Raw genomic sequence first — 26,576 nt, forward strand, 5'->3', positions numbered from 1 at the left:
CGGACATAAGCACTTGTTGGCGGGTGGTCAAACCGTTCCGCTTTCGTTCGGCATCAACACGCGAATCGGCTAATCTGCCGTGATGAACGGAATTGCCTTCACGCTGCTTGAGCGGCCCGTCACCTGGAGCGAAGCCGCGCTTGGCTTCGCCGGTAGCAGCCTGTTTCTGCTTGTACTCGTCGCGTTGTCGCTCTGGCGCAGTTCGCGCGGGCGAGCGATCGAGGCCGTCATCGCCGCCGAACGCGCCCGCGAGATGGACGACAAGGTCGCCGAGATGAACCGCATGCAAGCCGAGATGACGGGCCGGATGCAGACGATGGCCGAGATCCTCTCGACGCGGCAGGCCGACCTTGCTCGCCTCGTCGCCGAGCGGATGGATGGTCTGCGCCAGCAGGTCGGCACCGGACTCGAGCAGAACGTCAGGCAGACCACGGAGAGCCTCGGCAAGCTGCAGGAACGGCTTGCGGTCATCGACGCCGCCCAGAAGAACCTGACCGACCTGACCAGCGAAGTGGTGACCCTCAAGGACGTACTCTCCAACAAGCAGGCACGTGGCGCCTATGGCCAGGGTCGGATGGAGGCGATCATCCGCGACGGGCTGCCCGCCGCTTTCTTCTCCTTCCAGCCGACACTCTCGAACCGCAACCGGCCGGACTGCCTCGTCACCCTGCCAGGAGACGGGCGCGGCCTCGTCATCGACGCAAAGTTCCCGCTGGAGAGCTTCACCATGCTGCGCGAGGCGCGTGGCGAGGAGGCGAAGAAGGCGGCGGGCGTACGCGTGCGCGGCGATGTCGGCCAGCACATCAAGGATATCGCCGAGCGCTATTTTCTGCCCGGCGAAACGCAGGACATGGCCCTGCTCTTCGTGCCGTCGGAATCGATCTATGCCGACCTGCACGAGCATTTCGACGACGTGATCCAGAAGGCCCATCGCGCCCGCATCATGGTCGTGTCGCCCTCCTTGCTCGCTCTGGCGATCCAGCTCATGCAGTCGCTCATTCGCGATGCCCGAATGCGCGAGGAGGCCCAGGTCATCCAGACCGAAGTCGGCAGGCTGCTGACCGATGTCCGCCGGCTCGGCGAGCGGGCCGAGAAACTGGATCAGCATTTCCGCCAGGCGCAGGAGGATGTCGCCGGCATCCGCACCTCGGCCGGCAAGATCACCAGCCGCGGCGACAAGATCGGCGCGCTCGAATTCGACGAGCCCGCGAAGAGCGAACCGTCGCTGCCTTTCGCCAAGGGGCTGGAACTGAAGGCGGCCGAGTGATCAGCCGCGGCTGAGCGCGGCCGAGAGCTCCGGCTTGACGTTCAGCGTCTGGAAGACGACGCAATAGCGCTCGGTCAGCTTGAGCAGCGTGTCGAGCTTGTCCTGCGGGGCGTCGCTCTCGACGTCGAAGGACAGGCGGATCGCCTTGAAGCCGACAGGCGCATCCTTGACGACGCCGAGCGTGCCGCGGAAATCGAGATCGCCCTCGGCCCTGACCGTTCCCTTCTTCAATTCGATTTCAAGCGCGGTCGCGACCGCCTTCAGCGTCACGCCGGCGCAGGCAACCAGGGCCTCCAGCAGCATGTCACCGGAGCAGAGTTCAGCGCCGCTGCCACCGGTCGCCGGGTGCAGCCCGGCCAGGGCGATCGCGCGGCCGGTCTCGACCTTGCAGGCGATATGCTGGTCGTCGAGCTCTCCACGGGCCTTCAGCGTGATCACCGCGGCGTCGGGCGCCTCGCGGTATTTGTCCTTGAGCGGAGCCTGGAGGGCGCGAAGCGCGGTGACGTCCATGGTTCTCAACCTTCTTCAGACGAGCGGCGATGTGCCGCCGTGATAAGCCTGTCGCCGATGCGGGGCCAGCCCCAACCCGGCATGGGCGCCTCGCCCCTCACCACCACATGCCTGCGGTCTCGGCGGCCTTCTGCTGCTGCGGCTCTCCGTTCGCCAGCGAGCGATCCAGAGTGCGCAGGACCTCGCGCTTGCTCGCCTCGAAGGCCGGCGAGAGCCTGTCGCGCGGACGGGCGAGAGGATTGTCCAACTCATCGAAGATGCGACCGGGGTTCGGCTGCATGACGATGATGCGATCGGCCAATGTCACCGCCTCCTCGACATCATGGGTGACCATGACGACGGTCGGCCTGCTCTCCTCCCAGAGCGCCAGCAGATGGCCGTGCAGGCTTGCCCGCGTCGTGGCGTCGAGCGCCGAGAAGGGCTCGTCCATCAGAAGCAGCTTTGGCCGTGTGACCAAGGCGCGGGCGATGGCGACGCGCTGTTGCTGCCCGCCGGAGAGTTCGCGCGGCCAGCGCTTCTCGTAGCCGGCGAGCCCGACACGCACGAGCGCATTCGCGACCAGCCCTTCGCGCGCGAAGGGCGTCAGATGCGACAGGCCGAAGGAGACATTCTCGGCGACGCTGAGCCAGGGGAAGAGGCGCGGCTCCTGAAAGATCACGCCGACATCGGCGCGCGGCGCCAGGATCGCCTCGCCGCCGAGGCTGATCCGGCCGGCGCTCGGCTGGTCCAGCCCGGCGACGAGTCGCAGCAAGGTGGTCTTGCCGCAGCCGGAGCCGCCGACAAGCGCGAGGATCTCGCCGGCGGCCACGCTGGTGGTGACGGCAGACAGCGCCTGCGTGCCGTCGGCATAGGTTTTGGAGAGGCTGTCGAAGCTCAGCATCGAGGATGCCCTTCAGAGCTTGTCGCGGCCCAGATCCTGCCAGGCGAGGAAGGGCCGCGTGATGGCGAGAAGCAGGCCATCCGCCAGTTTGCCGAGCACGGCGAAGGCGATGATGGCCGCGATGATGGTGTCGGGACGGCCAAGCTGCTGGCCGTCCACGAGCAGATATCCAAGGCCCTCGCTCGCTCCCATGATCTCGGCCGCAACCACGAACATGAAACCAAGGCCGAGGCCCGAGCGCAGCGCGGTGAACCAGGCGGGCAGGATCGCCGGCAGCAGCACGCGCCGCACCATGGCGACACGGCCGAGCCGGAAGACGCGCCCAACCTCGATGATCTTGCGGTCGATCGAGAGGATCGCCGCCGCCACGCCAAGATAGACGGGAAAGAACACGCCAACCGCGATCAACGCGATCTTCGACGCCTCGAAAATGCCGAACCAGAGGATGAAGAGCGGCACCCAGGCAATCGAGGGGATCGCTCGCAGAGCCTGCAAGGTCGGATCGAGCAGGTTGCGCGCCAGAGGCAGCGCCCCCGTCAGTGCGCCGAGCAGCGTGCCGACCGCCGCTCCCAGCCCGAAGCCGGCGGCAACACGCCAGAGCGTGGCCGACGCATGGGTCAGGAGCTCGCCCGAGACGGCGAGTTGCCAAAGTGTCTTGCCGACCACGCTCGGTGGCGGCATCAGACGACCATTGGCCAGGCCGGCACCGACCAGGAACTCCCAGAGAGCAGCCAGAAGAAGCGGCAGCAACAGGCCAGCCAAACCGAGGCCGCGGGGTTTCCGGAGGTCATCCGGACGCCGCCTACCCTCGGCAATCGTAGCGAGTCCCAGCGTGCTCATCGTTCCGGCTTGCGTCTGCTCGTCCGGGCTCAGTTGCTGGCGGCGGCGAAGCGACGATCGAGCAGGTTGTCGACCACCGCCTTGACGTCGGTCGTCGCCGGCAGGACGCCCGCTTCCTTGAGTGCCAAGCCAGCGGCCAGGATGGTGTCGGCCTGGGCCTGCCCGATCGCGGAATGGGTCAACTCGGTGCGGGTGAGCTGGCGCTCGATGACCGCATCGGAGAGCTTGGTATAGTCGACGAGCACTTTCTTCAGCTCGGCCGGATTGGCGAGCGCATAGGCACGGGCCTCCTCGTAGGCGGCCAGCACCTTGCGGACCAGCGCCGGGTGCTCATTGGCGAAGTCCTCGCGTACATTCAGGATGCCCCAGGTGTTGTCCTCGGCCTTGCGGTGGAACAGTTTGGCGCCACTCTCGACCTCGGCCGCAGCCATCAGAGGGTCGAGCCCGGCCCAGGCATCGACATCGCCACGCTCGAGCGCGAGGCGGCCATCGGCATGCTGCAGCAGCACGAGCTTGACGTCCTTCTCGGTCAGCTTGGATTCGGCCAGGGCCCGCACCAGGAAGATATGCGGATCGGTGCCGCGCGTGACGGCGACACGCTTGCCCTTGAGATCGGCGACTTTCGTGATCTCGCTCTTGGCACCGGTGACCAGCGCCGTCCATTCAGGCCGCGAATAGACATAGATCGACTTGATCGGGTTGCCGTTGATCTTGCCGATCAAGGCGGCAGCGCCAGCCGTCGAGCCGAAATCGATCGAGCCGGCATTGAGGAATTCGAGCGCCTTGTTCGATCCGGCGGATTGCACCCAGCGCACCGTGATGCCCTCGGGGGCGAGAGCCTTCTCCAGCGTGCCACGCTCCTTCAGCACCAGGCTGACGGGATTGTAGGTGGCGTAGTCGATGCGGATTTCCTTCGGCGCCTGGGCATTGGCGCTGACAGCACCCAAGCCTGCGCCGGCCAAGGCAAGTCCGGCGAGCACAAGACGGCGGCTGACTGTTCTGATGACGCTCATTGTCGATCCCCGTGTCGGTGACGCGAAGGGATCGAGAGAGAGCTGAGCCTCTCCTCTACCCCACGCTTTAGCTGCACTTGTTTCGCGCCCGCAAGCTGGTGGCTCAAATCGGCGCGTGTCCTCTTTCTAGGTCCAATCGTTCTGTTTGTCAAACAAACTCAGATGGACTGTTAAATGATATATTACACAGAATATTACGTGTAATTTGTGGTTTCTGGGAATCCCGTCACCATGTTACCAGCGGCTCGGTTCGAAGCCGTCCTGCGCGATATCCGAAGGTCATGCCGTCCGTGTCGATCAGCGCCGATGCCCCATACTTTGCCCTCGCGGACGTGCTGGCGAATCCTGCCGCCGCCGTTGCCTGGCTGGCCAGAAAGCTGCGGAAGGCTTCGGCCGCCGATCTGCGGCAGGAATTGGTCGCCTGCCTGCGCCATACACTCGAGGAAGGTCACGCCTCCGCCAAGGAAATCCTGAGCGAGGAGCGTAATGGCCTTGCCTGCGCCCAGCGCCTGTCAGCGATGATGGACGGCATCGTCGGCTGCCTGCATGTGGCGGCGAGCGAGCACTTCTACCCCGCCGTAAACCCGTCCTCCTCCGAGCGGATCGCGGTCGTCGCCGTTGGCGGCTATGGCCGCGGTACGCTGGCGCCAGGATCGGATGTCGACCTGCTCTTCCTGTTCCCGCACAAGCAGACGGCCTGGGGCGAGAGCGTGGTCGAGGCGATGCTCTATCCTCTCTGGGACCTGAAGCTGAAGGTCGGCCATTCCGTGCGCTCGGTCGACGACTGTATCCGGGAAGCGCGCGCCGACATGACGATCCGCACCGCCTTGCTGGAAGCCCGCTTTCTCACCGGCGACCGGGCGCTCTTCGACGAGATGGCACAGCGCTTCGAAGCCGAGGTGGTCGAGGGCTCGGCGCCCGCCTTCACCGAGGCCAAGCTTGCCGAACGCGAAGCACGCGTGCGCCGCGCGGGATCATCGCGCTATCTCGTCGAGCCCAACGTCAAGGACGGCAAAGGCGGCCTGCGCGACCTCAACACATTGTTCTGGATCGCCAAATACGCCTACCGGGTCCATGACGCCGATGAACTGGTCACCGCCGGGCTGTTCGACCGCAAGGAACTGCTGATGTTCCAGCGCTCGGAGGAATTTCTCTGGCGGGTGCGTTGCTGGATGCATTTCATTACAGGCCGGGCAGAGGAGCGCCTTTCCTTCGACCTGCAGCGGCAGGTGGCAACGGCGATCGGCTATGCCGGCCGCAGCGGCCAGGCCCCGGTCGAGCGCTTCATGAAGGCCTATTTCCTGGTGGCGAAGGATGTCGGCGACCTGACCGCGATCGTCTGCGCCGCCCTCGAGGCGCGCCAGCAGAAGCCGCGGGCGAGCCTGACGAGCCTGCTCGGTACCTTCACCAAGCGGCGGCAGGTGCGCGCGCTCGGCCACCCCGACTTCACGCTGAAGAGCCAGAGGCTCAACGTCGTCGACGGCGACGCCTTCAGGCGCGACCCGATCAATCTGCTCAGGCTCTATGAAATCGCCAGCCGGAACGACATTGCCATTCATCCCGATGCAAGCCGGCTGGTGACGCAGTCGCTCAAGCTGGTCACGCCGCACCTGCGTAACGACCGCGAGGCGAACCGGATCTTTCTGGATATCCTGACGTCACGGCGCGCGCCGGAGGCCGTGCTGCGCCGCATGAACGAATCCGGACTGCTTGGCCGCTTCGTGCCCGAATTCGGGCGCGTCGTCGCGATGATGCAGTTCAACATGTATCACCACTACACCGTCGACGAGCATCTGATCCGGTCGATCGGCGTTCTCTCCGAAATCGAGGCCGGCGCGCTCGAGGCCGAGCATCCGCTTTCGAACTCGATCTTCCCGACCATCACCAACCGCCGCGCGCTGTATGTCGCGTTGTTCCTGCACGATATCGCCAAGGGCAAGCCGGAAGACCATTCGGAAGCCGGCAGCCGGATCGCACGCAAGCTTTGCCCGCGCTTCGGGCTCAGCGAGGCGCAGACCGAGACCGTCGCCTGGCTGGTCCAGCACCATCTCGACATGTCGACCGTCGCCCAGAGCCGCGATCTCGGCGACCCCAAAACGATCGAGAGCTTTGCTGCCACTGTGCAGACCCTGGAAAGGCTGAAGCTCCTCCTCATCCTGACCGTTGCCGACATCAAGGCAGTCGGCCCCGGCGTCTGGAATGGCTGGAAGGGGCAACTCCTGCGCACGCTCTACTACGAGACCGAAATCGTGCTGGCCGGCGGTCATTCCGGTATCGAGCGCCGGGCGCGCGTCGAACAGAAACAGGACGCGCTCAAGGAGGCGCTGGCCGACTGGGGCGAGGTGGAACGCGAGGCCTATCTCGCACGTCATTACCCGGCCTACTGGATCAAGGTCGACCTGCCGCGCCAGGAAAAGCAGGCGCGCTTCCTGCGCGGGGCCGAAGCGGAAGGGCGCACCACCGCAACGCTGGTCGAGACCGACCAGTTCCGCGGCATCACGGAGCTGACCATTCTGGCGCCCGACCATCCGCGCCTGCTCGCCATCGTCACCGGTGCCTGCGCCGCGGCCGGCGGCAATATCGTCGATGCCCAGATCTTCACGACCACCGATGGCCTCGTGCTCGACACGATCTTCATCTCGCGCGCCTTCGAGCGCGACGATGACGAGTTGCGCCGGGCCGGCCGCATTGCCGCCGCGATCGAACGGGCGCTCAAGGGTGAGATCAAGATTGCCGATCTGGTGGCGCAGCGCCGCGCGCCGCCGCCACGCGGCGCCACGTTCCAGGTCGCGCCGGAGGTGATCATCGACAACGTGCTCTCGACCCGCCACACTGTTCTGGAGGTTTCCGGCCTCGACCGCCCGGGCCTGCTCTACGATCTCACCACCGCGATCGGGAAGCTCAACCTCAATATTGCCTCGGCCCATATCGCCACCTTCGGGGAGAAGGCCGTCGACGTTTTCTACGTGACCGACCTGACCAACGCCAAGATCACCGGCACGACGCGGCAGTTCAGCATCCGCAAGGCGCTGCTGGAGGTTTTCGCTTTTGATCACGAGAAGGCACAGGGCGGAAAGACGCGCGTGCCCGCCCGCGCTTGATTTCACGGACCACAAGGCCGATATCGGCCTCGAACGCTGTCGTACTCCCGAGTGACGACCAGCCCCATGATTTGAATTGGATGAGGCGATGACGCGGAACCCTGCGACCGACGAACCGAACCCGGACATGGCCGCCCAGATGGCCGCCCAAGAGGCGAACGAGCCGGCCCCACTCGAGTCCGGGCTCGAGGCCCAGCTTGGGCAGGTCGAAGCCGAGCGCAACGACCTCAAGGACAAGCTGCTGCGCACGCTGGCCGACATGGAGAACCTGCGCCGGCGCACCGAGCGTGAGATTGCCGACGCCAAGGCCTATGCGGTGACGAGCTTCGCGCGAGACCTGCTCGGTTCGGCCGACAATCTGCGCCGCGCGCTCGAGAGCCTGCCGGAGACCGCTCGCACCGAAGGCGAAGCGGCGCTGAAGGCGCTGGTCGAAGGCGTCGAGCTTACCGAACGCGAACTGCTGAAGACCCTGGAACGCCATGGCGTGCGCCGCATCGACCCCCATGGCGAGAAGTTCGACCCGCATCTGCACCAGGCAATGTTCGAGGCGCCCGACGCCGGCATCGCCAAGGGGCTTGTCTCGAAGGTCGTGCAGACCGGCTACAAGATCGGCGAGCGCGTGCTGCGGCCGGCCTTGGTCGGCGTCTCCGCCGGCGCGCCGAAGGCGCCTTCGGCCGAGGCCGGCGACACCAATACAGGCCACTGAACCGTGCTGGAGGCCGCTGGCGTTGCGGTCTTCGCTTTGACGGGAGCGCTGGTCGCGGTCCGCAAGGGGATGGATCCGTTCGGGTTCATCCTGCTTGCGACGGTCACCGGCGTCGGTGGCGGAACCTTGCGCGATCTCGTGCTCGACCGCGGCGTCGGCTGGGTGCAGGCGCCGTCGGAAGTGATCGTCTGTACCATCGTCGCGCTGGTTGCCTGGGCAACGGCCTATTTTCGACCCGGCACGCTCGATGGCTGGATGGGCAAGCGCATGCTGATCTGGGCCGATGCCGCCGGGCTTGCGCTGTTCGCGGTCGTCGGCACGCAGAAGGCGCTGATGGTCGGCGTCCCGGTTCTATCGGCCGTGGCGCTTGGAGCTGTCACCGCCTCGTTCGGCGGTATCCTGCGCGACATCCTTGCCGGCGACAGGCCGATGGTGCTGTGGAGCCGGGATTTCTATGTGACCGCCGCGGCCACCGGTGCAGCCATGACGGCGTTCCTCTCCGGCCTCGGTCTCAGCCCGCTCCTCGTAATGCTCGGGGGCCTGGCGGCCGGATTTGGCTTGCGCGCCGGCTCGATCCTGCTCGGCTGGTCATTTCCGAGCCTGCCCGGCTCGGGCTCTGCCTGATCAAGGCATCGGCCCGAAAGGTGGATTGCGGTTTTCGGGAAAGCCGGTGCGAACACAGAAGGTTAGGTCATCGGATACGACATCCGGTCCGATGATCTAACCGCCGGGTTTCGTCACACGCCGCAAGGTCAGATTGATCCGCCCCCCCTGCGGCAGCAGGGCTGACGAGCCCGCCAGGATCCTGTCGATGCCGTGATAGGCGAGGCGTGCCTCGCCGCCGAAGAGCAATGCATCGCCCGAGGCAAGTTTCAGCGAGAGGGTCTTGCCGCCTCGTTCCGTGCCGCCGATCCTGAACACCGCCGTATCCCCGAGCGACAGCGACAGCACCGGCGCGTCGAACTCCAGTTCGTCACGGTCCTGATGCAGACCCATCTTCGCGCTCGCCTCGTAGAAATTGACGAGGCAGGCCTCGGGAGCGTGCGGGTAGCCGGCAAGCGCACGCCAGGCATCCAGCAGCACGGCCGGCATTGGCGGCCAGGGTGCGCCGGTCTCGGGATGCTGGGCCTGGTAGCGATAGCCGGCCAGATCCGACACCCAGCCGAGCGAGCCGCAATTGGTCATTCGCACGGAGAACGGCTTGCCGGTCTTCGGCATCCGCGGTGAGAAGAACGGTGCCTGCCGGGCAACCTCCCGCAGTTCAGCCAGCAGCGCCGCCTGCGCTTGGGGTGAAAGATAGCCCGGCCAATGAAACACGCCGGGAGCGACGGCAAGCCTGGTCACGGGCGCGCCGTCACAGCGTATCGAGGCCGAGGACATCGACCATCGAGTAGAGGCCGGGCTTGCGCCCCCTGCCCCAGAGCGCCGCCTTGACCGCGCCTTGCGCGAACAGGCCACGGTCCTCGGCGACATGCGCCAGCTCCAGTCGCTCGCCTGCGCCGGCGAAGATGACCTTGTGGTCGCCAACCACGGTGCCGCCGCGCAACGCCGCAAACCCGATCGCACCCGGCGGGCGCACGCCAGTATGGCCATCGCGCGAGGCGACGCGCGCCTCAGTGAGCGAGACATCCCGTCCCTGTGCCGCGGCCTCGCCGAGCAGCACCGCCGTGCCCGATGGTGCATCGACCTTCATCCGGTGATGCATTTCGACGATCTCGATATCCCAGTCCGTGCCCAGCGTGGCAGAAACCTTGCGGACCAGGGCCGCCAGCAGGTTCACGCCGAGGCTCATATTGCCGGAGCGGATGATCGCAGCATGGCGCGCAGCCGCTTCGAGCTTCGCGAGATGGACCGGCTCCATGCCCGTGGTGCCGACGACATGGACGATACGGGCCTGCGCGGCGAGGGCTGCGAAGGCGACGGAGGCGTCAGGCGCTGTGAAATCCAGCACTCCCTCGGCCTCGACGAAGGCCGGCAGTGCGTCATCGGTCACTGGCACGCCCAGCGCAGGCAATCCGGCCAGAATACCGGCATCCTGGCCCAGTGCGGTGGAACCGGGACGCTCGATCGCGGCGGAAACGGTGCAACCCTCGGCCTCGGTGATCGCTTTGATCAGCATTCGCCCCATGCGCCCGGCGGCGCCGACAACGACGAGACGCATGTCGCTCATGAGGGGAAGCTCCTGACCAGTCGGGGACGATGACGCAGCGGCTATAGAGCATCGCCGCATCGCGCGAAACCACTCTGCCTTCGACGGGCGCCCGAGGCCCCCCGCCCGGGACAATGGTCGAACAAGCCGACAAGGTCGGCCCCGCTAGACGGCAAAACGAAAAACGGCCGGGGAAGTTCCCCGGCCGCTGATACTTGCTTTGATCGCTGTCGCGTCAGGCAGCCTGCTGGATGCCCGAGAGCTTCCAGTCACCGCCGCGCGAGCGCACGAAGGTCCAGTGTTCCGTGACCTCCTGCGGGACGGTCGCGTTGCCTTCGACAATGCGCCCGGTAGCGCGCTCGGTCAGCGCGTTGATCAGGCTGAAGCGCATCGCAACGGTTGCGTACTCGAAATCGTCTTCGCGCCAGGCTTCCGAGAGATCGCCCTGCAGCAGCTTGACGTCGGAGACCCGGTCAACCAGCCCCTTGGCGGCGTTCTCGGCGATATCGTCAGCGAAATAGCCGGCCATTTCGGGCGTCAGCTTCTCGCGGAGGACCTGCTGGTTCTCATTCGAATAGGCCGTGTTCACTTCGCCGAGCAGCCGCTCGAAGCTGCTGAAATCCTCGCCCGCGAGCGTGATCTCGACCGGCTTGGACGGCGCGCGCGGTGCGCCGCCACCGAGGCCGCCCATCGCAGACATGCGCGGATTCGGCTGAGGCTGGGCAGCCTCACGCGACATCGGTCCGCCAGCGGTGGCGAGCTGCGGCTCGGACCTGCGACGGAAGAAGCGCATCGCGAGGAAGATCAGGCCGCCGATCAGCGCGATCTGCAGCAGGAAGCCGAAGATGCCGGCCAGTGAAGCCAGGCCGCTGAAGAAGCCCGAGCCCGAAAGCATCCCGAACAGGCCAGCACCGAGCAGGCCGGCGCCGACGCCCATCATCAGGTTACGTGCCATGGACGGACGCGCCGCCTGTGCGGCAGCACCCGCCGCGCCAGCGGCCGGACCAGCCATCGACGGAGACGGCGTCGGAGCAGCGCTACGCTGGAAAGGCTGTGCGCCCGTCGGCGCGGTATTCGTCGGGGCCGGAGCCGAATAGGTACGCGTGCCGCGGCTGCCGAAACCCTTGCCGCCACCAGGACGAGCCTCGGCCAGCACGGGAACGAGCAAAAGCGCACCAGCGACCACGGCGACGACCCGGCCACGCCGAGCAAGTGAAATCAGTGACATGGTTCCTCCCGGAGCCCCCTTTGGGCTCGCTGCCGCGAAATATGGCGCGCGCCCTGCCCTTGCGCAAGGTCGGGCGGCCAAGCGCGTGAGCCAAAATAATAATCAATATTTCATGCGGGCCCCGGAGCCGTGCTAAACTGGCTTATTCGCCCCCATCGCCCGTGCGCGGGCCGGCGAAGGAGTGTGCCATGATCCGGATGTCACGGAGGCCGCGCCAGAATGCATCGCACGCGCTGCGCTGCCTCACCCTTGCCACGCTACTGACGCTTGTCCCATTCGCAACATCGAGAGCGGGAGAACCGGCTGTAGCCCTCGATCCACCGCGCCTCGCCCAGGCGCCCGAGCCGCTCTGCTTCTGCTGGAGCGATGGCCGAAAGATTGCTGAAGGGGCGACTGCCTGCATCAAGACGAACCAAGGCCGGCGGCTCGCTGAATGCGGCCGGGTCATCAACATGATGTCCTGGCGGGTCACGGAAAATCCCTGCCCCGAGAGTTGATCGGCCCATTCCGGCACAAGAAAAACGCCGCCGAACCCTTGTTCGACGGCGTCTCTTCAAACGCTCTTGTGGTCCATTCGACTTAAGACTGACGGCAGTCAGAACGCCCCCAACACGATGGCGATCATGAACACAAAGGCCGCGCCCATCGCCAACCGGTCGAGACTCAGCGTGAGGCTCATCGCATCCTCCTTTGTCATTGACCTGTCACGGAAGCTAGCAGAACTGACGATGGCCGCAAGGGGGCTGTGCCATGACGGCGGCGTGGCAGAGCCTATTGTATCCCTAACACATCATTAAATCATTGATTTGATTTGTGGATAAAGAAGATCATCTCCTTGAGACGACAAGTCTTTCCAAGGCCTTCGCCACCGCGATAACGCGATCATCCCCCCCGAAACGACCAATAATCTGAACCCCAACCGGCAATCCGCGAGGCCCCGTCGTCACTGGAATCGTCAGGCATGGCGTGCCGAGCAAAGTCCACAATCGGTTGAAGCGGGAATCGCCGGTCGAGCCCAGCGTATCCGGCGCTTCGCCCGGCGCGGCATAGCTCACAACGACGTCGACTCCGGCGAAGAGGTCACGGCAGGCGTCGCGCCCGCGCCGCGATAACGCACGCGCTTGGTCATACTGCACCGGCGAAACGGCTCCCGCCGCATCGAGATAGGCCGAGAGCTTGGGCGGGATCACGCCGCGATGGTTGCGATGCTCCCAGGAGAGCGCCTGCGCGGCCTCGAAATCCTGCAGCGGGCCATGGGCGTGGAAGGCTTCAACCAGGGCCTGCGGCGCCGCGAGCTCGACCACGATCGCTCCCGCCTTCGCGACAAGAGCGAGAGCCGCAGTCAGCGCGGCTTCCGAACCCGCCTCCGGCTCCCCGGCAAAGGGCTGGCGCGTCACGCCGATCCGCAAGCCCTCCAACCTCGCCACGTCAGCGTCCAATTCAGGCCGCCCCGTCAGGGCCGCCAGTGCAAAACCCAGATCGTCGGCGCTCGCTGCCATCAGCCCGGCGGTATCGAGCGACCAGGAGAAGGGTTTGATGCCGACTGTCGGCAACAACGCATAGGAGGGCTTGATGCCTGCGACACCGCAATAGGACGAGGGGCGAATGACCGAGCCACCGGTCTGCGTGCCGATCGCCAAGGGGATCATGCCGGCTGCGACCGCCGCCGCCGAACCCGCCGACGACCCTCCCGGACTCGCCGTGAGGTCATGCGGATTGCGCGTCGGCGCCGGGTCGAGGAAGGCAAAGGCGGTGGTGTGGGTCTTGCCCGCGATTGTCGCCCCGGCGGCCTTGAGCGCCATCACGATCGGCGCGTCGGCGCGCGGTTGCCAGCCATCATAGATAGAGGAGCCCATGCCGGTCGGCAGATCGGCAGTGTCGATGATGTCCTTGACGCCGCATGCGACGCCCGCGAGCGGGCCGGAGCCGGGCTCCAGCCGTTCGGACCGACTGGCGAAGGCACGAATGTCCGGCTCCCTCGCGGCAATGCGCATGGCGCAATCGGCCAGCGCATCAGCCGCGCTCACAGCGCCACTGGAAACCTGATGGGCAATGGCGCGAGCGGACAGCATGCAAGATCCTCGAAGGGCTGACTTTGGTTGGATCATCGGACCGACGATCCAATCTGTGTTTGCATCGGCCATCCCGAAAACCGCAATCCACTTTTCGGGCCGATGATCTAAGTTCGCATCGGCCATCCCGAAAACCGCAATCCACTTTTCGGGCCGATGCTCGGGACGGATGCTGGCATGATTTCAGCGCACTGCGATACCGCCGGACATCCCCCTTGGCGCATGGCGTCGATGCGCCGGATCGCCTTAGGTCAGGCAGGACTGGCCCGCTAACCACTCGTTAACCGCCGCTCCAAAGTTAATCCGCCTGTGGCGTACAGGGCTCACTGGGTTGAGAAACCGTTCACCAAACGGGTCGCATTTGATCGGTCATGCGACGCGTTCATCTCGCCCTCTTCGCGCTCGGCGCCATCGGCGCCACCGGTCTTGCCGGCTGCGGCAAGTTCCAGAAAGCACAGCGTGCCGCCTGGCGCGACCAGGCGGAAGCCGCCTGTATGGCCTCCCGTCAGGTCCCGCTCTCGTCCTATGTCAGCCTGCGCGAGAAGCCGATCGACGGGCCGGGCACCTGCGGCATGACCAGGCCGCTCCGTGTCTCGGCCTTCTCGGGTGGCTCGGTTCACCTCACCAGCAATGCCACGCTCGGTTGCCCCATCGTCGCCACCACCGACAAGTGGCTGGCCGAAGTGGTGCAACCAGCGGCGCAGAACGTACTCGGCGCCCAGGTGATCGAGCTCAGAGCTGGCTCCTATTCCTGCCGGGCGATGAACAACGGCACCGGCACCAGCCGGACGTCCGAGCATGCCTTCGGCAACGCCGTGGATGTGTTCTCCTTCCGGCTGAATGACGGGCGCAACATCACCGTCAAGGACGGCTGGCACGGCTCGCCGGAAGAGCAGGCCTTCCTGCGCGAGGTTTTCGTCGGCGCCTGCCAGCAGTTTTCGACTGTGCTCGGGCCGGGTGCGGACATGTTCCACTACGATCACTTCCACATTGATCTGGCGCGGCACGCCAAGGGCCGGCAGATCTGCAAGCCGGTGATCAAATACACCCCGAACTACAACCTGCCGCCGCCGGACCCGGCACGCACCTACACGACCGCGCAGAAGTCGATGCGCGACAATCTCCCAACCGTGGTGGCAGGCGCCTCGGGCAGCATGTTGCGACAACCCAGCGACGGCTTGCGTCCTCCCGGCGCAGTCTACAGTGGCTATCCCGTCGCAAACCATCGGGGCGGCCAGAGCCTCGATGCCCAGCGGCGTTATCTCGACGAGCAGCCGCTCAACCCGCCGCGCTACCGCCCGGAGACACCACCGAGCGCCGCGCAAGGCCCGTTGATGCTGCCGGGCTCCGTCCCTCCGACCGAAGAGTTGATCGTCGGCGATGACGAGGGCAATGGCGTCATGGACATGCAGGGCGAGGAACAGGCACAGCCGCAGATTTCGCCGGGCAACGACCCCTTTGCCTATGGCCGGGCCCAGACCGGCGGCGGCCGGCGCTACTGAGAGCAGGGTCAGCGTGAGACCAGCACCTGCCGGCATTCAGCCGGCAGTGCATCCACGGACATCGGCGGCTTCGGTTTGGGCTTCGGCCCCGGGCGCGGCTTGGGCGGATTGAAGATCGCCTTGTATTGCCGCTCGACCCAGCCGGACAGTTCTGCGCCGCAGCCGTCGCCGAAATTCGGCGGTTCCTGGCCGGAGCAGCCCTCCATTCCCGCCGGACAGCTCAGCCGGATATGGAAATGGTAGTTATGGCCCCACATCGGCCTGACCTTCTCAAGCCATGAGCGATCCGCACCGGCCTCGCGGCACAATGCAACCTTGAGCGCGGGATTGACGAAGATGCGCTCGACGCGCGGTTCGGCGGCCACGGACTTGATCAGCTTGGTATGGGCCGGCGTCCAGTTCTTCGGGTCGACATCGCGCCAATCGGCGCGCGCCATGTTCACCGCCGACATGTTCTCGCGTGCGTCGCCGCCGAGGCGCTGCTTCGGCATCGGCGTGAGCCAGACATCGGCATCGAGGCCGATCTGGTGCGAAGCATGGCCGGTCAGCATCGGACCGCCGCGCGGCTGGGAGATGTCGCCAACCAGCAGGCCGGGCCAACCGTTGATCCTGGGCACGTTGCGGGCAAGCGTCTCCAGATAGGAAATCAGCGCGGGGTGGCCCCAATTGCGGTTCCGGGCCAGCCGCATCACCTGCCAGCTCTCTCCGTCGACCGGCATCGCCGTCCCACCGGCGAGACACCCCCTCGCATAGGAGCCGATGGCACGAGCCGCCATGCTGGCAGGCGTCGTCGTCTGCCCAAACAAGGCGCGCGCCGCGTCCGGAAAGGCTGCGATATTGGCCGCCCGACGCTTCGCTTCCTCCTCCGCAGTCGATTGCGCATGCACGACCGGCGCCGTCAGCGCGGCCAGGAGCAAGGCGGACAGGGCCAGGAGCGGGCGATTCGTGCTCTGCATCGCCCGAGAACGCCGGGTTTTGAAGATCAGGTCAAGCACGAGAAACGTCACACGTACCAGGCATGGACAACGCCTACGCAGGGTTGCAGCCTTGGCTGCGCAGCGATCGGGCGCCTTCGCCCAGAAGAAGATCGCGCCCACGGGAGGAGATAACGCTGATGACGGACGCCAGAATCGACCGCCGCGCGCTGCTTGGAGGGCTTGGCGCAAGCCTGGCCTTGCCCGGCAAGGTGAGCTTCGCACAGGGCTCCTGGCCGCAGGGGAGGACGCTGAAACTCGTCGTACCCTTCCCGCCCGCGGGGGCGACGGACGTACTCGGGCGCCTCGTCGCCGAGAGGCTCGGCCAGACCTGGGGCACCAATATCGTCATCGAGAACAAGCCGGGCGCCGGCGGCAATATAGGAACCGATGCGGTGGCGAAGGCCGAACCGAACGGCGACACCTTCCTCATCGTCTCGGTCGGCATGGCGACGAACCAGTACCTCTACGCCAGGCTGAACTATGATCCGGCCAAGGATCTCGCGCCGATCACCATGGTCGCGCTGGTGCCGAACCTGCTGGTCGTGAACAAGGATCTCCCGGTCAAGGATACGGCCGAACTCGTCGCCTACGCGAAAGCCAATCCTGGCAAGCTGACCTATGCCTCGTCCGGCGTCGGCACCTCCGTCCATCTCTCCGGCGAATTGTTCCAGAAGCTGACCGGCACCAAGATGGTCCACGTGCCTTATCGCGGAACCGCGCAGGCTACACAGGACCTGATCGGCGGGCGGGTCGACCTGATCTTCGACAACATCACCCAGGCGTTGCCGCATGTCCGTTCAGGCTCGATCCGTGGTCTCGGTATCACCACGGCCAAACGCTCGCCGACCGCACCGGAATTCGCGCCGATCGCCGATGTCGTACCTGGCTTCGACGTGTCTTCATGGTTCGCGCTGTTCGCACCGGCGAAGACGCCGCAGGCGATCATCGACAGGATTCATGCCGACACCAAGACCGGACTTGCGGACCCGGCGCTCCGCGGCAAGATGGACCTGCTGGCGGCGGAGCCCGTCGGCAACACGCCGGCCGAACTCGCAGCCTTTCTGCAGGCGGAAATGAAGAAATGGGGCGAGTTGATCCGCGAGGTCGGCGTCAAGGTCGAGTGAGCGGCACAGCTAGGGGAACTCTCGGTACACCCGGGACGTTTCCCTGTCGCATCCTGTCGCATCGCGGCAGCGCGATGCGACAGGGAGAGGGGCACGTCATGTCGACACTCGTTATCGTTCTGCTTGTGATCCTGCTGCTCGGCGGCGGCGGATATTATGGTCATCGCAGCTATGGCACAGCCGGCCTCGGCGGTGTCGTCGGCCTCGTTTTGATGGTCGTGCTGGTGCTTTGGCTGCTTGGTGCGATCGGAGGCGTGCCCGTCCGTGTCTGACGGCGTCAGCTGGGGTTGGCGAGGTGCCAGACCAGCATGGCCGCGGCCAGATCCTCGATCGCGGTGCCGACTGACTTGAACAGGGTGATCTCACCATCCTCGTTGGCCCCGGCGACTTCGCCGCGGCACAGCTGAGCCAGCGTGCCGGCGATTTTGTCCGCCTCGTAGGCACCGGCCTTGATCGCCACCGCCACATCGCCGCCCTCCTTCAGGGCGGCTTCGGTGTCGACGAAGACACGGGCACGGTGCAAAGCCTCGTCATCGGCCTCGCGCATCGCCAGATTGAACGCGCCGACGAGGTCGAGATGGGCGTCGCGCTTCAACCAGCGGCCCATGACAATGGGCTCGCGTGAAAGCGTCGCACAGGAAATCAGGTCCGCCTGCCGCGCGTCGCCCTCGAGGTCGTCGCTGACGCGCACGGTGATACCCTCTGCCGCCAGGGCTTCCGCCACCGCCTCGCTCCCCTCACGGCGGCGCCCCCATATGGCAATATCCTCGAAATCGCGCACGGCGCTGTGCGCCTTGATCAGGAAGGGCGCCAGGGCGCCCGACCCGACCATCAGCATGCGCTTGCCATGGGGATGCCCGAGCTTGCGCGCGGCAAGCGCGGAGGCAGCGGCCGTCCGCCAGGCCGTGAGGCGCGCGCCATCGAGCGCAGCGAGCGGCGCACCCGTCGAGCCGTTCATCAGCAGGTATGTACCCATCACGCTCGGCAGGCTCAGCGAGCCGTTCGACGGATAAACCGTGACGACTTTGGTGCCGAGGAAAGCCTCCGGCGCAGCCGGCCCGGTCCAAGCCGGCATCAGCAGAAGCGTGGCGTGATCGGCCGGCCGTTCGATCTCGTGGTGATGGCGGACAGGCGTGACGATGTCGCCGCGAAAGGCTCCGTCCAGCGCATCGATCAAGGCGGGGAAAGTGAGAAGGCGGTCGATTTCCGCCGCGGAGATAACGCGCATCTGTCTTTCGTCAATCAGCTGTTGCGGCTGGTCAAAGCCGGCAGGGCGGAATCGGGCACAGCGGCCCGCAATGACTGCGCCTCGCTGCGCAGAGCCTCGGCCTCGCGACGATTGCGTCGCGCCGCCTTGCGATGCTTGCCCTGCGCGATCCATGAGGCGAGGCCGCCGATCAGGACGCCCGCGGCAATCGCGGCCAGAACCACGGCGAAGAGCGGCAGATCGAAGGCGAGTGTCGGTGCGTCACGGCTGAACGGATCGAGCGAGACGCGCACGGGGCCCCGGTTCGCGATCGAGAAGAGGACGATCGCCAAGGCGACCGGCACGAGGATCAGCGCCTTGAAGAAAGCTTTCATGGGTTTTTCCTGGCGTGCCGCACGAGCGAGCCTGACATCCGACCGGACGTCAGTGCTTGCCGTTCAGCCTCTGGCGAAGCTCCTTGCCCGTCTTGAAGACGGGCACGAACTTCTCTTCGACCTCGACCGCATCACCGGTGCGAGGATTGCGGCCGACCCTTGCGGCGCGGGCCTTGCGTGAGAATGCACCAAAGCCGCGCAGTTCGACACGGTCCCCACGCCCCAGCGCCTTGACGACCTCGTCAAGGATAGCCGTGACGATGTTCTCGATATCGCGCTGGTAGAGGTGAGTGTTGCGCTCGGCGATGCGTTGAACGAGTTCAGATTTTATCATGTGTCCAATATAACCGATTGTATCAACATCACTTTTCGGCGACAGGCTGCCAGAGCGCCAAGGGCGCGTCAAGCCGCAGGCCAACCGGCTGATCGGCAGCCCGCGCGATGATCACGGCCAGCGATTCAAGACCGGCTGCGCGGGCCATCGCCTCGCCGGCGCTCCACAGGCCGAACGAGGACGACTCGTTGCGGCGGCGCCAGTCGCGCACCGGCAAATCCTTCGCGACATTCCTCTCGCGCTCGAGCCAGGCGATCGCCTCCGGCTCGCCGCCAATCTCGTCGACCAGCTTGAGGCCGGCCGCCTGCCGGCCGGAATAGACGCGGCCATCCGATACGACGGCAATCTCCGTCTCGCCGAGCTTGCGGCGATCGCCGACAAGGCGCTTGAACCAATCGTAATTGTCCTCGACAACGCGCTGCAGCGCGGCGCGCGCCTCAGGCGAGGTCGGCTCAAAGCCGTTCGGCGCCGCCTTCAGCGGGCTCGATTTGATTTCCTCGACCTTGACCCCGACGGTGTCGAGCAGCTGGCCGACATTGGGGATCTGGAAGAGCACGCCGATCGAGCCGACGAGCGAGGTCTGGCGCGCCACGATGCGGTCCGCCCCCATGGCCGCGATATAGCCGCCCGAGGCGGCGAGCCCGTCAACAACCGCCACCATCGGCTTCTTGGCCGCCAGACTGCGCAGCGCGATGTGCAAGGCCTCGGAACCGCTGGTGGTGCCGCCGGGGCTGTCGATCCGGAGCACAACGGCGGACGCCCGGCTGTCCTCGAGCGACTTGATCAGATCGAGCGTGCGCCTGTCGCCGGAGATGAAACCAGAAATGGTGACCCGGGCAATATGCGCGCGGGAGGTCGAACCGGGCGCGTTGCCGCTCCAGGCCAGCCCCGCGACGATAGCCGCCGCGATGACGCCAAGAACGGCGAGCAGGCGCCAGAGCGTCAGTTTGCGCCGCAGGTTGCGGCGGTCGGCGAGCAGGTCTGCATCGGACGACATGGGTAAACGCTCCTGTGGTCACGGACGCCGGCTGGGCCCGTGATGTAGCCTCGCCGCAGCGGCGGGGCAAGGCGACGCTCGGCCTCAGGCGTCGAGCACCGCTCTTTGCCGATCGAGCGCCAACAGCGCAAGGCCGCTTGCGACAGACCGGAAGGCGTCACCGATGTGAACACGTTGCGAGCCGAAACGGCGGTCGAACAGGGCGCGCACGGCCGGCACATGCGATGTTCCGCCGGTCATGAAGACGGCCTCGATCGCACCGGCTTCGACCTTGGCTTCGACGAGGGCGCGATCGAGCGCCGCCTCGATCGACGCGACGTCTTCGGCGATCCAGCTTTCGAAATCCGAACGGCGGATCGTCCCCTCGATGCTGACATCCATCTGGCGGAAGTTCAGCACGGTCTCGTCCTGCGACGACAGCGCGACCTTGGCCGCCGAGACGGCGCGATAGAGTTCGTAGCCAAGATCGTATTCGATCACGGTCAGCAGATCCTCGAGCTTGCCGGGCTCGACCGCGTCACGGATCAGTGCCTTGAGCTCGGCCATGGTCTCGCGGCTCTTCATCAGCGAGAGCCGGTGCCATTGCGCGAAGGCTGCGTGGTAATGGGCGGGGATCGGCAGCAGCTTCTCGAACGAGCGATACTGCGAGCCCTTGCCGAGCCGTGGCGAGACGGCATGTTCGATGATGCGATAGTCGAAGGTGTCACCGGCGACGCCGACACCGGCATGCGAGAGCGGGATCGCTTCCAGCCGCCCTGCCCCGCCAGGCTCGAAGCGCATCACGGAGAAGTCGCTCGTGCCGCCGCCGAAATCGGCGACCAGCATGGTCTGGGGCGTCTTCAGGTCGCGTGCATACCAGTAGGCCGCGCCGAGCGGCTCATAGGCGAAATCGACCTTGGGCATGCCAGCCTTCGCATAGGAGGCCGACAGGCGTTTCACGGCCAGTTCCTCGTCCGGACGCTCGCCGGCGAAGACCACGGGGCGCCCCGAGATCAGGGGCGTCTCCGAAAGGTCATCGAGCCCCGCACTGAGATCGGCGAGGAAGACGCCGATCAGGTCCTCGAGCCGATACAGCTTTCCGAACAGGCGCGTCTCCTGGAAGGCACGACTGGACAGATGTGTCTTCAGCGATTGCAGAAAGCGATGCTCGGTCGTCATGCCCAGCGCCATGTCGAGGGCGTCAGGTCCGCTGACATGAACGACGCGGGCCTGCGGCGGCCGCCCCTCGCGCCAGAACATCAGCGCCGAGCGATAGGCGTCGACGGCGCCCTGCTTCGTCGCAAAGCTGCGGGTCGAGACCGAACCATCCGGCCGCGCCAGGGCGACCACGCTGTTGGTGGTGCCGAAATCGATGCCGATCGCGATGTCGTTCATGCCGCTTCCCTTTGCCGAAACAAAAGCCCGCGCGGATTTCTCCGCGCGGGCTGATGGATGTGTCAGGCCGCGAGACGCGGCCCGAAGATCACTTCTTCTCGGTGCTGGCCTTCTTGAGGGCCGCGCCGAGGATGTCGCCAAGCGAGGCGCCGGAGTCGGACGAACCGAACTGAGCGATCGCTTCCTTCTCTTCGGCCATTTCCAGCGCCTTGATCGACACCTGGATCTTGCGAGCCTTCTTGTCGAACAGGATGACGCGGGCATCGACCTTCTCGCCAGCCGCGAAACGCTCGGGGCGCTGCTCGGAGCGCTCGCGGGCGATTTCGGCGCGCTTGATGAAGGTGGTCATGTCGGTGCCGGTGATCTTGACGTCGAGACCGGCTTCCTTGACCTCGATCACCTCACAGGTGACGACCTGGCCCTTCTTGAACTCGCCGGCATCCACGAAGGGATCGCCGCCAAGCTGCTTCAGGCCGAGCGAGATACGCTCCTTCTCGACGTCCACATCGAGAACGACAGCCTGAAGCATGTCGCCCTTCTTGTATTCCTCGATGACCTGCTCGCCCGGACGGTTCCAGTCGAGATCGGAGAGATGGATCATGCCGTCGATGTCGCCTTCGAGACCCAGGAAGAGACCGAACTCGGTCTTGTTCTTGACCTCGCCCTCGACCACCGAACCCGACGGGTGGGTCTCGGCGAAGACCTCCCACGGATTGCGCAGGGTCTGCTTGAGACCGAGCGAGATGCGGCGCTTGACCTGATCGACCTCGAGGATCGCAACGTCGACTTCCTGCGAGGTCGAGACGATCTTGCCGGGGTGGACGTTCTTCTTGGTCCAGGACATCTCGGAGACGTGGATGAGGCCTTCGATGCCCGGCTCCACTTCGACGAACGCGCCGTAGTCCGTGATGTTGGTGACGCGGCCCTTGAGGCGCGCACCGACCGGATAACGGGCGGCGATGCCATCCCACGGATCGGCCAGCAGCTGCTTGATGCCAAGCGAGATGCGGTGCGTCTCCTGGTTGATCTTGATGATCTTGACCTTGACCGTCTGACCGATGGTTACGACCTCGGACGGATGGTTGACGCGGCGCCAGGCCATGTCGGTCACGTGCAGCAGGCCGTCGATGCCGCCGAGGTCAACGAACGCACCATATTCGGTGATGTTCTTGACGACGCCGTCGATGACCTGACCCTCTTCGAGGCTGGCGACCAGCTCGGAGCGGGCCTCGGCGCGGGTCTCTTCGAGAACCGTGCGGCGCGAAACGACGATGTTGCCGCGACGACGATCCATCTTGAGGATCTCGAACGGCTGCGGCTGGCCCATCAGCGGGCCGACGTCGCGGATCGGACGGATGTCGACCTGCGAACGCGGCAGGAAGGCGACGGCGCCGTCGAGGTCAACGGTGTAGCCACCCTTGACCGTGTTGAAGATCATGCCGGTGACCTTCTCGCGAGCCTCATAGGCCTTCTCGAGCTTGACCCAGCTTTCTTCGCGGCGAGCCTTGTCGCGCGAGATCACGGCTTCGCCGAGGGCGTTCTCCACCCGGTCGAGATAGACCTCGACCTCGTCGCCGACCTTGATGTCCTGGTCGCGGCCGGGGCCGGTGAATTCCTTGAGGGCGACGCGGCCTTCAGTCTTCAGGCCGACATCGATGATCGCCATATCCTTCTCGATGGCGACGACGATGCCCTTGATAACGGAACCTTCAAGCGCGTCGTTACGGGCGAAGGATTCCTCGAGCAGGGCGGCGAAATCCTCGCGACCCGCGTGATAGCTTTCTACGGCTGACATGCATTCTCCTGACGCCGGTCGCGTATCCCGCGATAGCCGGCAAGCGCCGTTTGGGTTGGTGCTGCGGTCCGGACCGTCTCCGACGGCGCCTCATGGAGGCTGCCTCGCAGGGAGGCTGGCGGCGCTGAGCCGTCGAACATGATCCGTATCCGACGAGCTCGCTTCCAACACCAAACGGGAGCCAGCCTCAAAGGCCGCCCCCGGCTGTGATCGATCACGGCCCTTCGGACGAGGCGGATGTAGTCGATCAAGCGACGCACGGCAAGAGTTTTGCCCGTCAGCTGCTCGCAATCAGGTCGAAGCGCATGGCGCAGCGGCGCTCGAGGGGAAGCCCGTGTATCCCTTCACGCTCCAGGACAGCGCGGAGCCTTCCCTCGATCGCGCCGTCCTCGAGCGTCACGAAGCCGAGCTGGGCATAGAAGCGTTCATTCCAGGCAAGAGCGCGGAAGGTGGTGAGTGTGAGGGCCCGCAGCCCGCTTGCCCTGGCATGGCCGGCGGCTGCGCCAACCAGGCGAGTGCCGATGCCCCGGCCCTGGCGCTCCGCACGGACCGCGAGCTCCCAGACATGCAATTCGGTGTCGATCCGCTCGGCACTGAGGAAGCCGACGACCTCGCCCGTCACGTCAAAGGCAACCCAACTCGTGCCAGCGACGATGCTGGCAAGATGGGCCTCGGCCGACATCACGGCATCGTCCGCGATCCAGGCCAGGCCAGGCACCGTTCGGAAGATGTGACCGGCGGAACGCTCGATCGCCGGAAGGCGGCAGGCATCCTGCGGCACGGCGAGGCGGATGGTGATTTCGGGCATGTCACATCCGGTCATTCATCGCTCCACAGCACTCGGCAATCGCGTTGGACATACTCCAATGGGGGTTCCAGTCCACCCGGCGACGGGATAGGGCGAACCGGCGGTAGGGACACCGCCGGAATTGGGGCAGTGAATCCGGAATTGGGGCAGTGAATCATGACGACCGGGCGAACGGCCAGGCCGACGCACTATACCGGCGGATGCCTTTGCGGCTCGATCCGCTTCGAGGCCAAGGGCCGGGCCGAGAAGCCGCATACCTGCTCCTGCACCCTATGCCAGCGCCATACGGGAGCACTGACAGTCGCCTGGGTCGAGTTCGCCAGGGGCGCAATCGCCTGGACCGGCCCCGGCGGGGCGCCGTCGCTCTTCCGTTCGTCGGACTATTCGAGCCGGGCCTTCTGCCCGGCCTGTGGCAGCAGCATCGGCGCAGTCGATGACGATCCCGTCATTGCGCTGCTCCTTGGCAGTTTCGACAAGCCCCTCTCGGCGGAGCTGATGCCGACCTCTCACAGCTATCGCGACGGGCGGCCCGGATGGTGGCACGTGCAGGAAACGAAACGGGACGTCGACACTCCCTAGGTCCCTACGAATCGGCGCCCGGCCCCGCTTCCCCAGAGTTGCTCTTCATGCCACCTTGCGCGCCGCGCTGTCCGGCGCTGAGGAGAAATTCATGGGCTGGATCGTTCTCGGGCTCGTTGCGGCCGCCGCCATCTATCTTGTCATGACCTATAACGGGCTCGTTGCGATGCGGCAGCGGGTCAACCAGGCCTTCGCTGATATCGACGTCCAGCTGAAGCAGCGCCATGACCTGATCCCGAACCTTGTCGAGACCGTGAAGGGTTACGCCTCGCATGAGCGCGAGACCTTCGACGCGGTCGTCAAGGCACGCAACGAAGCCCTCTCGGCCCAGGGCCCGCAAGCGCAGGCAGCCGCGGAACAGCAGCTCTCCGGCGCGCTGGGCCGCCTGCTCGCTTTGTCCGAGGCCTATCCCGACCTCAAGGCAAGCGCCAATTTCCAGCAGCTCCAGAGCGAACTCAGCAATGTCGAGGACAAGCTCGCGGCGGCGCGGCGCTTCTTCAACAATGCCGTCGGCGAGTTCAACGCTGCGATCCAGGCTTTTCCTGCCGTGTTCTTCGCGCCGCAGATGGGTTTCACCCCGCGGGAATTCTTCGATGTCGGCGAGCAGGCACGCGCGCAGCTCGATGTCGCCCCCAATGTGAAATTCTGACCGGCTCAAGAGCGGCAACGGAGCGGCGCCATGCCGGGTCAGGCCTTCGGGCTCTATACCCATATGCGCAACAACCGGATCAGGTCGGGTTTCCTGATCGCCGGGCTGTTCCTGCTGGTCTATCTGACAAGCTACGGCCTGATCCTGATCGCATATGGCTACGGTGGGGTCGCGCGCGGACAAAGCGTCTATTCAGAGACGATCCACCTGTTCTGGTCCTGCTTCCCGTTCATCACGCTAGCAGCCGCGGCCTGGGTCTTTATCGGCTTCAAGGTCAATGTCGGACTGATCGGCGCGGTCACCGGCGCCAAAGGCGTGACGCGGGAACAGAATCCCAAGCTCTACCGGATGCTGGAGAACCTCTGCATCTCGCGCGGGCTCACCGTGCCCAAGCTCTCGATCGTCGAAAGCGAAGCCCTCAATGCCTTCGCCAGCGGAGTCAACGACAAGCAGTTCACCGTCACGGTCACGACCGGCCTGATACAGACGCTCACAGATGATGAGATCGAGGCCGTTCTTGCGCATGAGCTGACCCATATCCGCAATGGCGACGTCCGGATGATGATCATCGCTGTGGTGATCGCAGGCGTGATCTCGCTCATCGGCGAGGTCATTTTCCGCAGCGTGGGGCGCGTGCGGGTCTCGTCCAACGATGACAAGAAGGGCAGCGGCGTCGCCATCCTGCTCGGCGTCGCAATCATCGCAATCTCCTGGCTGCTCGCCGTGGTGATCCGCCTCTCCCTGTCGCGTTCGCGCGAGTATCTGGCCGATGCCGGGGCGGTCGAGCTGACCAAGAATCCGGATGCGATGATCTCCGCGCTGCTCAAGATTGCCGGGCGCGCCGATATCGACGGGGTGCCGTCGGGCGTCATGGACATGTGCTTCGAGAACGACCCCGACGATTTCGCCGACCTGATCTCGACGCATCCCTCGATCACCAAACGCGTGCAGGCACTCGTCGAGACGGCAGGCGGCCGGATGCCGGCGATGCCGCCGCATCCGCCCAGAATGGCACAGCGTCAGGATCTGCCGACCATGGTCGGGACGGCGCGCGGTCCATGGGGCGCCAGGCCGCAGGACTGACCCACGG

General features: G+C 65.6%; 25 protein-coding genes and 1 pseudogene. 10 read left to right on the top strand and 16 right to left on the bottom strand.

Features of this window, described 5'->3' with window-relative positions; genetic code table 11:
- Nucleotides 1-82 precede the first annotated feature (82 nt).
- Complete coding sequence (locus AB4099_RS23475) at nt 83-1,267, top strand: DNA recombination protein RmuC (protein WP_441479811.1); 1,185 nt, start codon at nt 83-85, stop codon at nt 1,265-1,267.
- Here AB4099_RS23475 and AB4099_RS23480 read toward each other — a convergent pair whose 3' ends face one another.
- The 4 genes from AB4099_RS23480 to AB4099_RS23495 all read right to left on the bottom strand — a co-directional run bounded on the left by AB4099_RS23480 (nt 1,268) and on the right by AB4099_RS23495 (nt 4,501).
- Complete coding sequence (locus tag AB4099_RS23480) at nt 1,268-1,777, bottom strand: OsmC family protein (protein WP_441479812.1); 510 nt, start codon at nt 1,775-1,777, stop codon at nt 1,268-1,270.
- Nucleotides 1,778-1,874: 97 nt separating this feature from the next.
- Nucleotides 1,875-2,657 carry an ABC transporter ATP-binding protein gene (locus AB4099_RS23485; RefSeq protein WP_441479813.1) on the bottom strand — a complete coding sequence of 261 codons (783 nt, stop codon included), beginning with the start codon at nt 2,655-2,657 and terminating at the stop codon, nt 1,875-1,877.
- Nucleotides 2,658-2,669: 12 nt separating this feature from the next.
- Nucleotides 2,670-3,497, bottom strand: coding sequence for an ABC transporter permease (locus AB4099_RS23490; RefSeq protein ID WP_441479814.1), 828 nt, complete (start codon nt 3,495-3,497; stop codon nt 2,670-2,672).
- A gap of 29 nt (nt 3,498-3,526) precedes the next feature.
- Nucleotides 3,527-4,501: an aliphatic sulfonate ABC transporter substrate-binding protein gene (locus AB4099_RS23495; protein WP_441479937.1), complete on the bottom strand. Its 975-nt coding sequence runs from the start codon at nt 4,499-4,501 to the stop codon at nt 3,527-3,529.
- 290 nt (nt 4,502-4,791) lie between these two features.
- Here AB4099_RS23495 and AB4099_RS23500 point away from each other — a divergent pair, with 290 nt between their 5' ends.
- The 3 genes from AB4099_RS23500 to AB4099_RS23510 all read left to right on the top strand — a co-directional run bounded on the left by AB4099_RS23500 (nt 4,792) and on the right by AB4099_RS23510 (nt 8,941).
- Nucleotides 4,792-7,611 (top strand): [protein-PII] uridylyltransferase, encoded by a 2,820-nt coding sequence (locus tag AB4099_RS23500; protein WP_441479938.1) that lies wholly within the window; start codon nt 4,792-4,794, stop codon nt 7,609-7,611.
- A gap of 88 nt (nt 7,612-7,699) precedes the next feature.
- Nucleotides 7,700-8,317, top strand: coding sequence for a nucleotide exchange factor GrpE (gene grpE / locus AB4099_RS23505; protein ID WP_441479815.1), 618 nt, complete (start codon nt 7,700-7,702; stop codon nt 8,315-8,317).
- 3 nt (nt 8,318-8,320) lie between these two features.
- Nucleotides 8,321-8,941 (top strand): trimeric intracellular cation channel family protein, encoded by a 621-nt coding sequence (locus tag AB4099_RS23510; protein WP_441479816.1) that lies wholly within the window; start codon nt 8,321-8,323, stop codon nt 8,939-8,941.
- 96 nt (nt 8,942-9,037) lie between these two features.
- On the opposite strand, the gene AB4099_RS23515 is transcribed toward AB4099_RS23510, so the two are convergent.
- The 4 genes from AB4099_RS23515 to AB4099_RS23530 form a co-directional block, all read right to left on the bottom strand.
- Nucleotides 9,038-9,661, bottom strand: a complete 624-nt coding sequence (locus AB4099_RS23515; protein ID WP_441479817.1) for an alpha-ketoglutarate-dependent dioxygenase AlkB family protein — start codon at nt 9,659-9,661, stop codon at nt 9,038-9,040.
- A gap of 10 nt (nt 9,662-9,671) precedes the next feature.
- Nucleotides 9,672-10,478, bottom strand: coding sequence for a 4-hydroxy-tetrahydrodipicolinate reductase (gene dapB / locus AB4099_RS23520; protein ID WP_441479939.1), 807 nt, complete (start codon nt 10,476-10,478; stop codon nt 9,672-9,674).
- Nucleotides 10,479-10,701: 223 nt separating this feature from the next.
- On the bottom strand, nt 10,702-11,694 hold the full coding sequence (locus AB4099_RS23525; protein ID WP_113514906.1) for a Tim44 domain-containing protein: 993 nt from the start codon (nt 11,692-11,694) through the stop codon (nt 10,702-10,704).
- 827 nt (nt 11,695-12,521) lie between these two features.
- Entirely contained in the window at nt 12,522-13,766 is a 1,245-nt protein-coding gene (locus AB4099_RS23530) for an amidase (RefSeq protein ID WP_441479818.1), read from the bottom strand.
- Between the two features lie 371 nt (nt 13,767-14,137).
- On the opposite strand from AB4099_RS23530, the gene AB4099_RS23535 reads away from it, so the two are divergent.
- On the top strand, nt 14,138-15,268 hold the full coding sequence (locus tag AB4099_RS23535) for an extensin-like domain-containing protein (protein ID WP_441479819.1): 1,131 nt from the start codon (nt 14,138-14,140) through the stop codon (nt 15,266-15,268).
- 8 nt (nt 15,269-15,276) lie between these two features.
- Here AB4099_RS23535 and mepA read toward each other — a convergent pair whose 3' ends face one another.
- Nucleotides 15,277-16,224 carry a penicillin-insensitive murein endopeptidase gene (mepA, locus tag AB4099_RS23540; RefSeq protein WP_441479820.1) on the bottom strand — a complete coding sequence of 316 codons (948 nt, stop codon included), beginning with the start codon at nt 16,222-16,224 and terminating at the stop codon, nt 15,277-15,279.
- A gap of 158 nt (nt 16,225-16,382) precedes the next feature.
- Here mepA and AB4099_RS23545 point away from each other — a divergent pair, with 158 nt between their 5' ends.
- Together AB4099_RS23545 and AB4099_RS23550 are read left to right on the top strand one after the other, a co-directional pair.
- Nucleotides 16,383-17,369, top strand: coding sequence for a Bug family tripartite tricarboxylate transporter substrate binding protein (locus tag AB4099_RS23545; RefSeq protein WP_441479821.1), 987 nt, complete (start codon nt 16,383-16,385; stop codon nt 17,367-17,369).
- Nucleotides 17,370-17,467: 98 nt separating this feature from the next.
- Complete coding sequence (locus tag AB4099_RS23550; RefSeq protein WP_113514896.1) at nt 17,468-17,641, top strand: DUF3309 family protein; 174 nt, start codon at nt 17,468-17,470, stop codon at nt 17,639-17,641.
- 5 nt (nt 17,642-17,646) lie between these two features.
- On the opposite strand, the gene lhpI is transcribed toward AB4099_RS23550, so the two are convergent.
- The 7 genes and pseudogenes from lhpI to AB4099_RS23585 form a co-directional block, all read right to left on the bottom strand.
- Nucleotides 17,647-18,597, bottom strand: coding sequence for a bifunctional Delta(1)-pyrroline-2-carboxylate/Delta(1)-piperideine-2-carboxylate reductase (gene lhpI / locus AB4099_RS23555; protein ID WP_441479822.1), 951 nt, complete (start codon nt 18,595-18,597; stop codon nt 17,647-17,649).
- A gap of 14 nt (nt 18,598-18,611) precedes the next feature.
- Complete coding sequence (locus AB4099_RS23560) at nt 18,612-18,950, bottom strand: LapA family protein (RefSeq protein WP_113514892.1); 339 nt, start codon at nt 18,948-18,950, stop codon at nt 18,612-18,614.
- 49 nt (nt 18,951-18,999) lie between these two features.
- Nucleotides 19,000-19,284 carry an integration host factor subunit beta gene (ihfB, locus tag AB4099_RS23565; protein WP_043231503.1) on the bottom strand — a complete coding sequence of 95 codons (285 nt, stop codon included), beginning with the start codon at nt 19,282-19,284 and terminating at the stop codon, nt 19,000-19,002.
- Nucleotides 19,285-19,312: 28 nt separating this feature from the next.
- Complete coding sequence (sppA, locus tag AB4099_RS23570; RefSeq protein ID WP_441479823.1) at nt 19,313-20,281, bottom strand: signal peptide peptidase SppA; 969 nt, start codon at nt 20,279-20,281, stop codon at nt 19,313-19,315.
- A gap of 84 nt (nt 20,282-20,365) precedes the next feature.
- A complete protein-coding gene (locus AB4099_RS23575; RefSeq protein WP_441479824.1) occupies nt 20,366-21,655 on the bottom strand; it encodes an Hsp70 family protein in 1,290 nt (429 codons plus the stop codon).
- An 88-nt stretch (nt 21,656-21,743) separates the two neighbouring features.
- Nucleotides 21,744-23,456 (bottom strand): annotated as a pseudogene (rpsA, locus tag AB4099_RS23580) (30S ribosomal protein S1); the annotation flags it as partial.
- A gap of 271 nt (nt 23,457-23,727) precedes the next feature.
- Nucleotides 23,728-24,258 (bottom strand): GNAT family N-acetyltransferase, encoded by a 531-nt coding sequence (locus AB4099_RS23585; protein WP_441479825.1) that lies wholly within the window; start codon nt 24,256-24,258, stop codon nt 23,728-23,730.
- A 156-nt stretch (nt 24,259-24,414) separates the two neighbouring features.
- Here AB4099_RS23585 and AB4099_RS23590 point away from each other — a divergent pair, with 156 nt between their 5' ends.
- The 3 genes from AB4099_RS23590 (at nt 24,415) to AB4099_RS23600 (ending at nt 26,569) form a co-directional block, all read left to right on the top strand.
- Nucleotides 24,415-24,837, top strand: a complete 423-nt coding sequence (locus AB4099_RS23590) for a GFA family protein (protein ID WP_113514882.1) — start codon at nt 24,415-24,417, stop codon at nt 24,835-24,837.
- Nucleotides 24,838-24,928: 91 nt separating this feature from the next.
- Nucleotides 24,929-25,486 (top strand): LemA family protein, encoded by a 558-nt coding sequence (locus AB4099_RS23595; protein WP_441479826.1) that lies wholly within the window; start codon nt 24,929-24,931, stop codon nt 25,484-25,486.
- 30 nt (nt 25,487-25,516) lie between these two features.
- Nucleotides 25,517-26,569 (top strand): M48 family metallopeptidase, encoded by a 1,053-nt coding sequence (locus AB4099_RS23600; protein WP_441479827.1) that lies wholly within the window; start codon nt 25,517-25,519, stop codon nt 26,567-26,569.
- The last annotated feature ends 7 nt before the right edge of the window (nt 26,570-26,576 follow it).

The sequence above is a fragment of the Allobosea sp. 2KB_26 genome (genome assembly GCF_052115715.1).
In the GTDB taxonomy this organism is placed as follows: Bacteria; Pseudomonadota; Alphaproteobacteria; order Rhizobiales; family Beijerinckiaceae; genus Allobosea.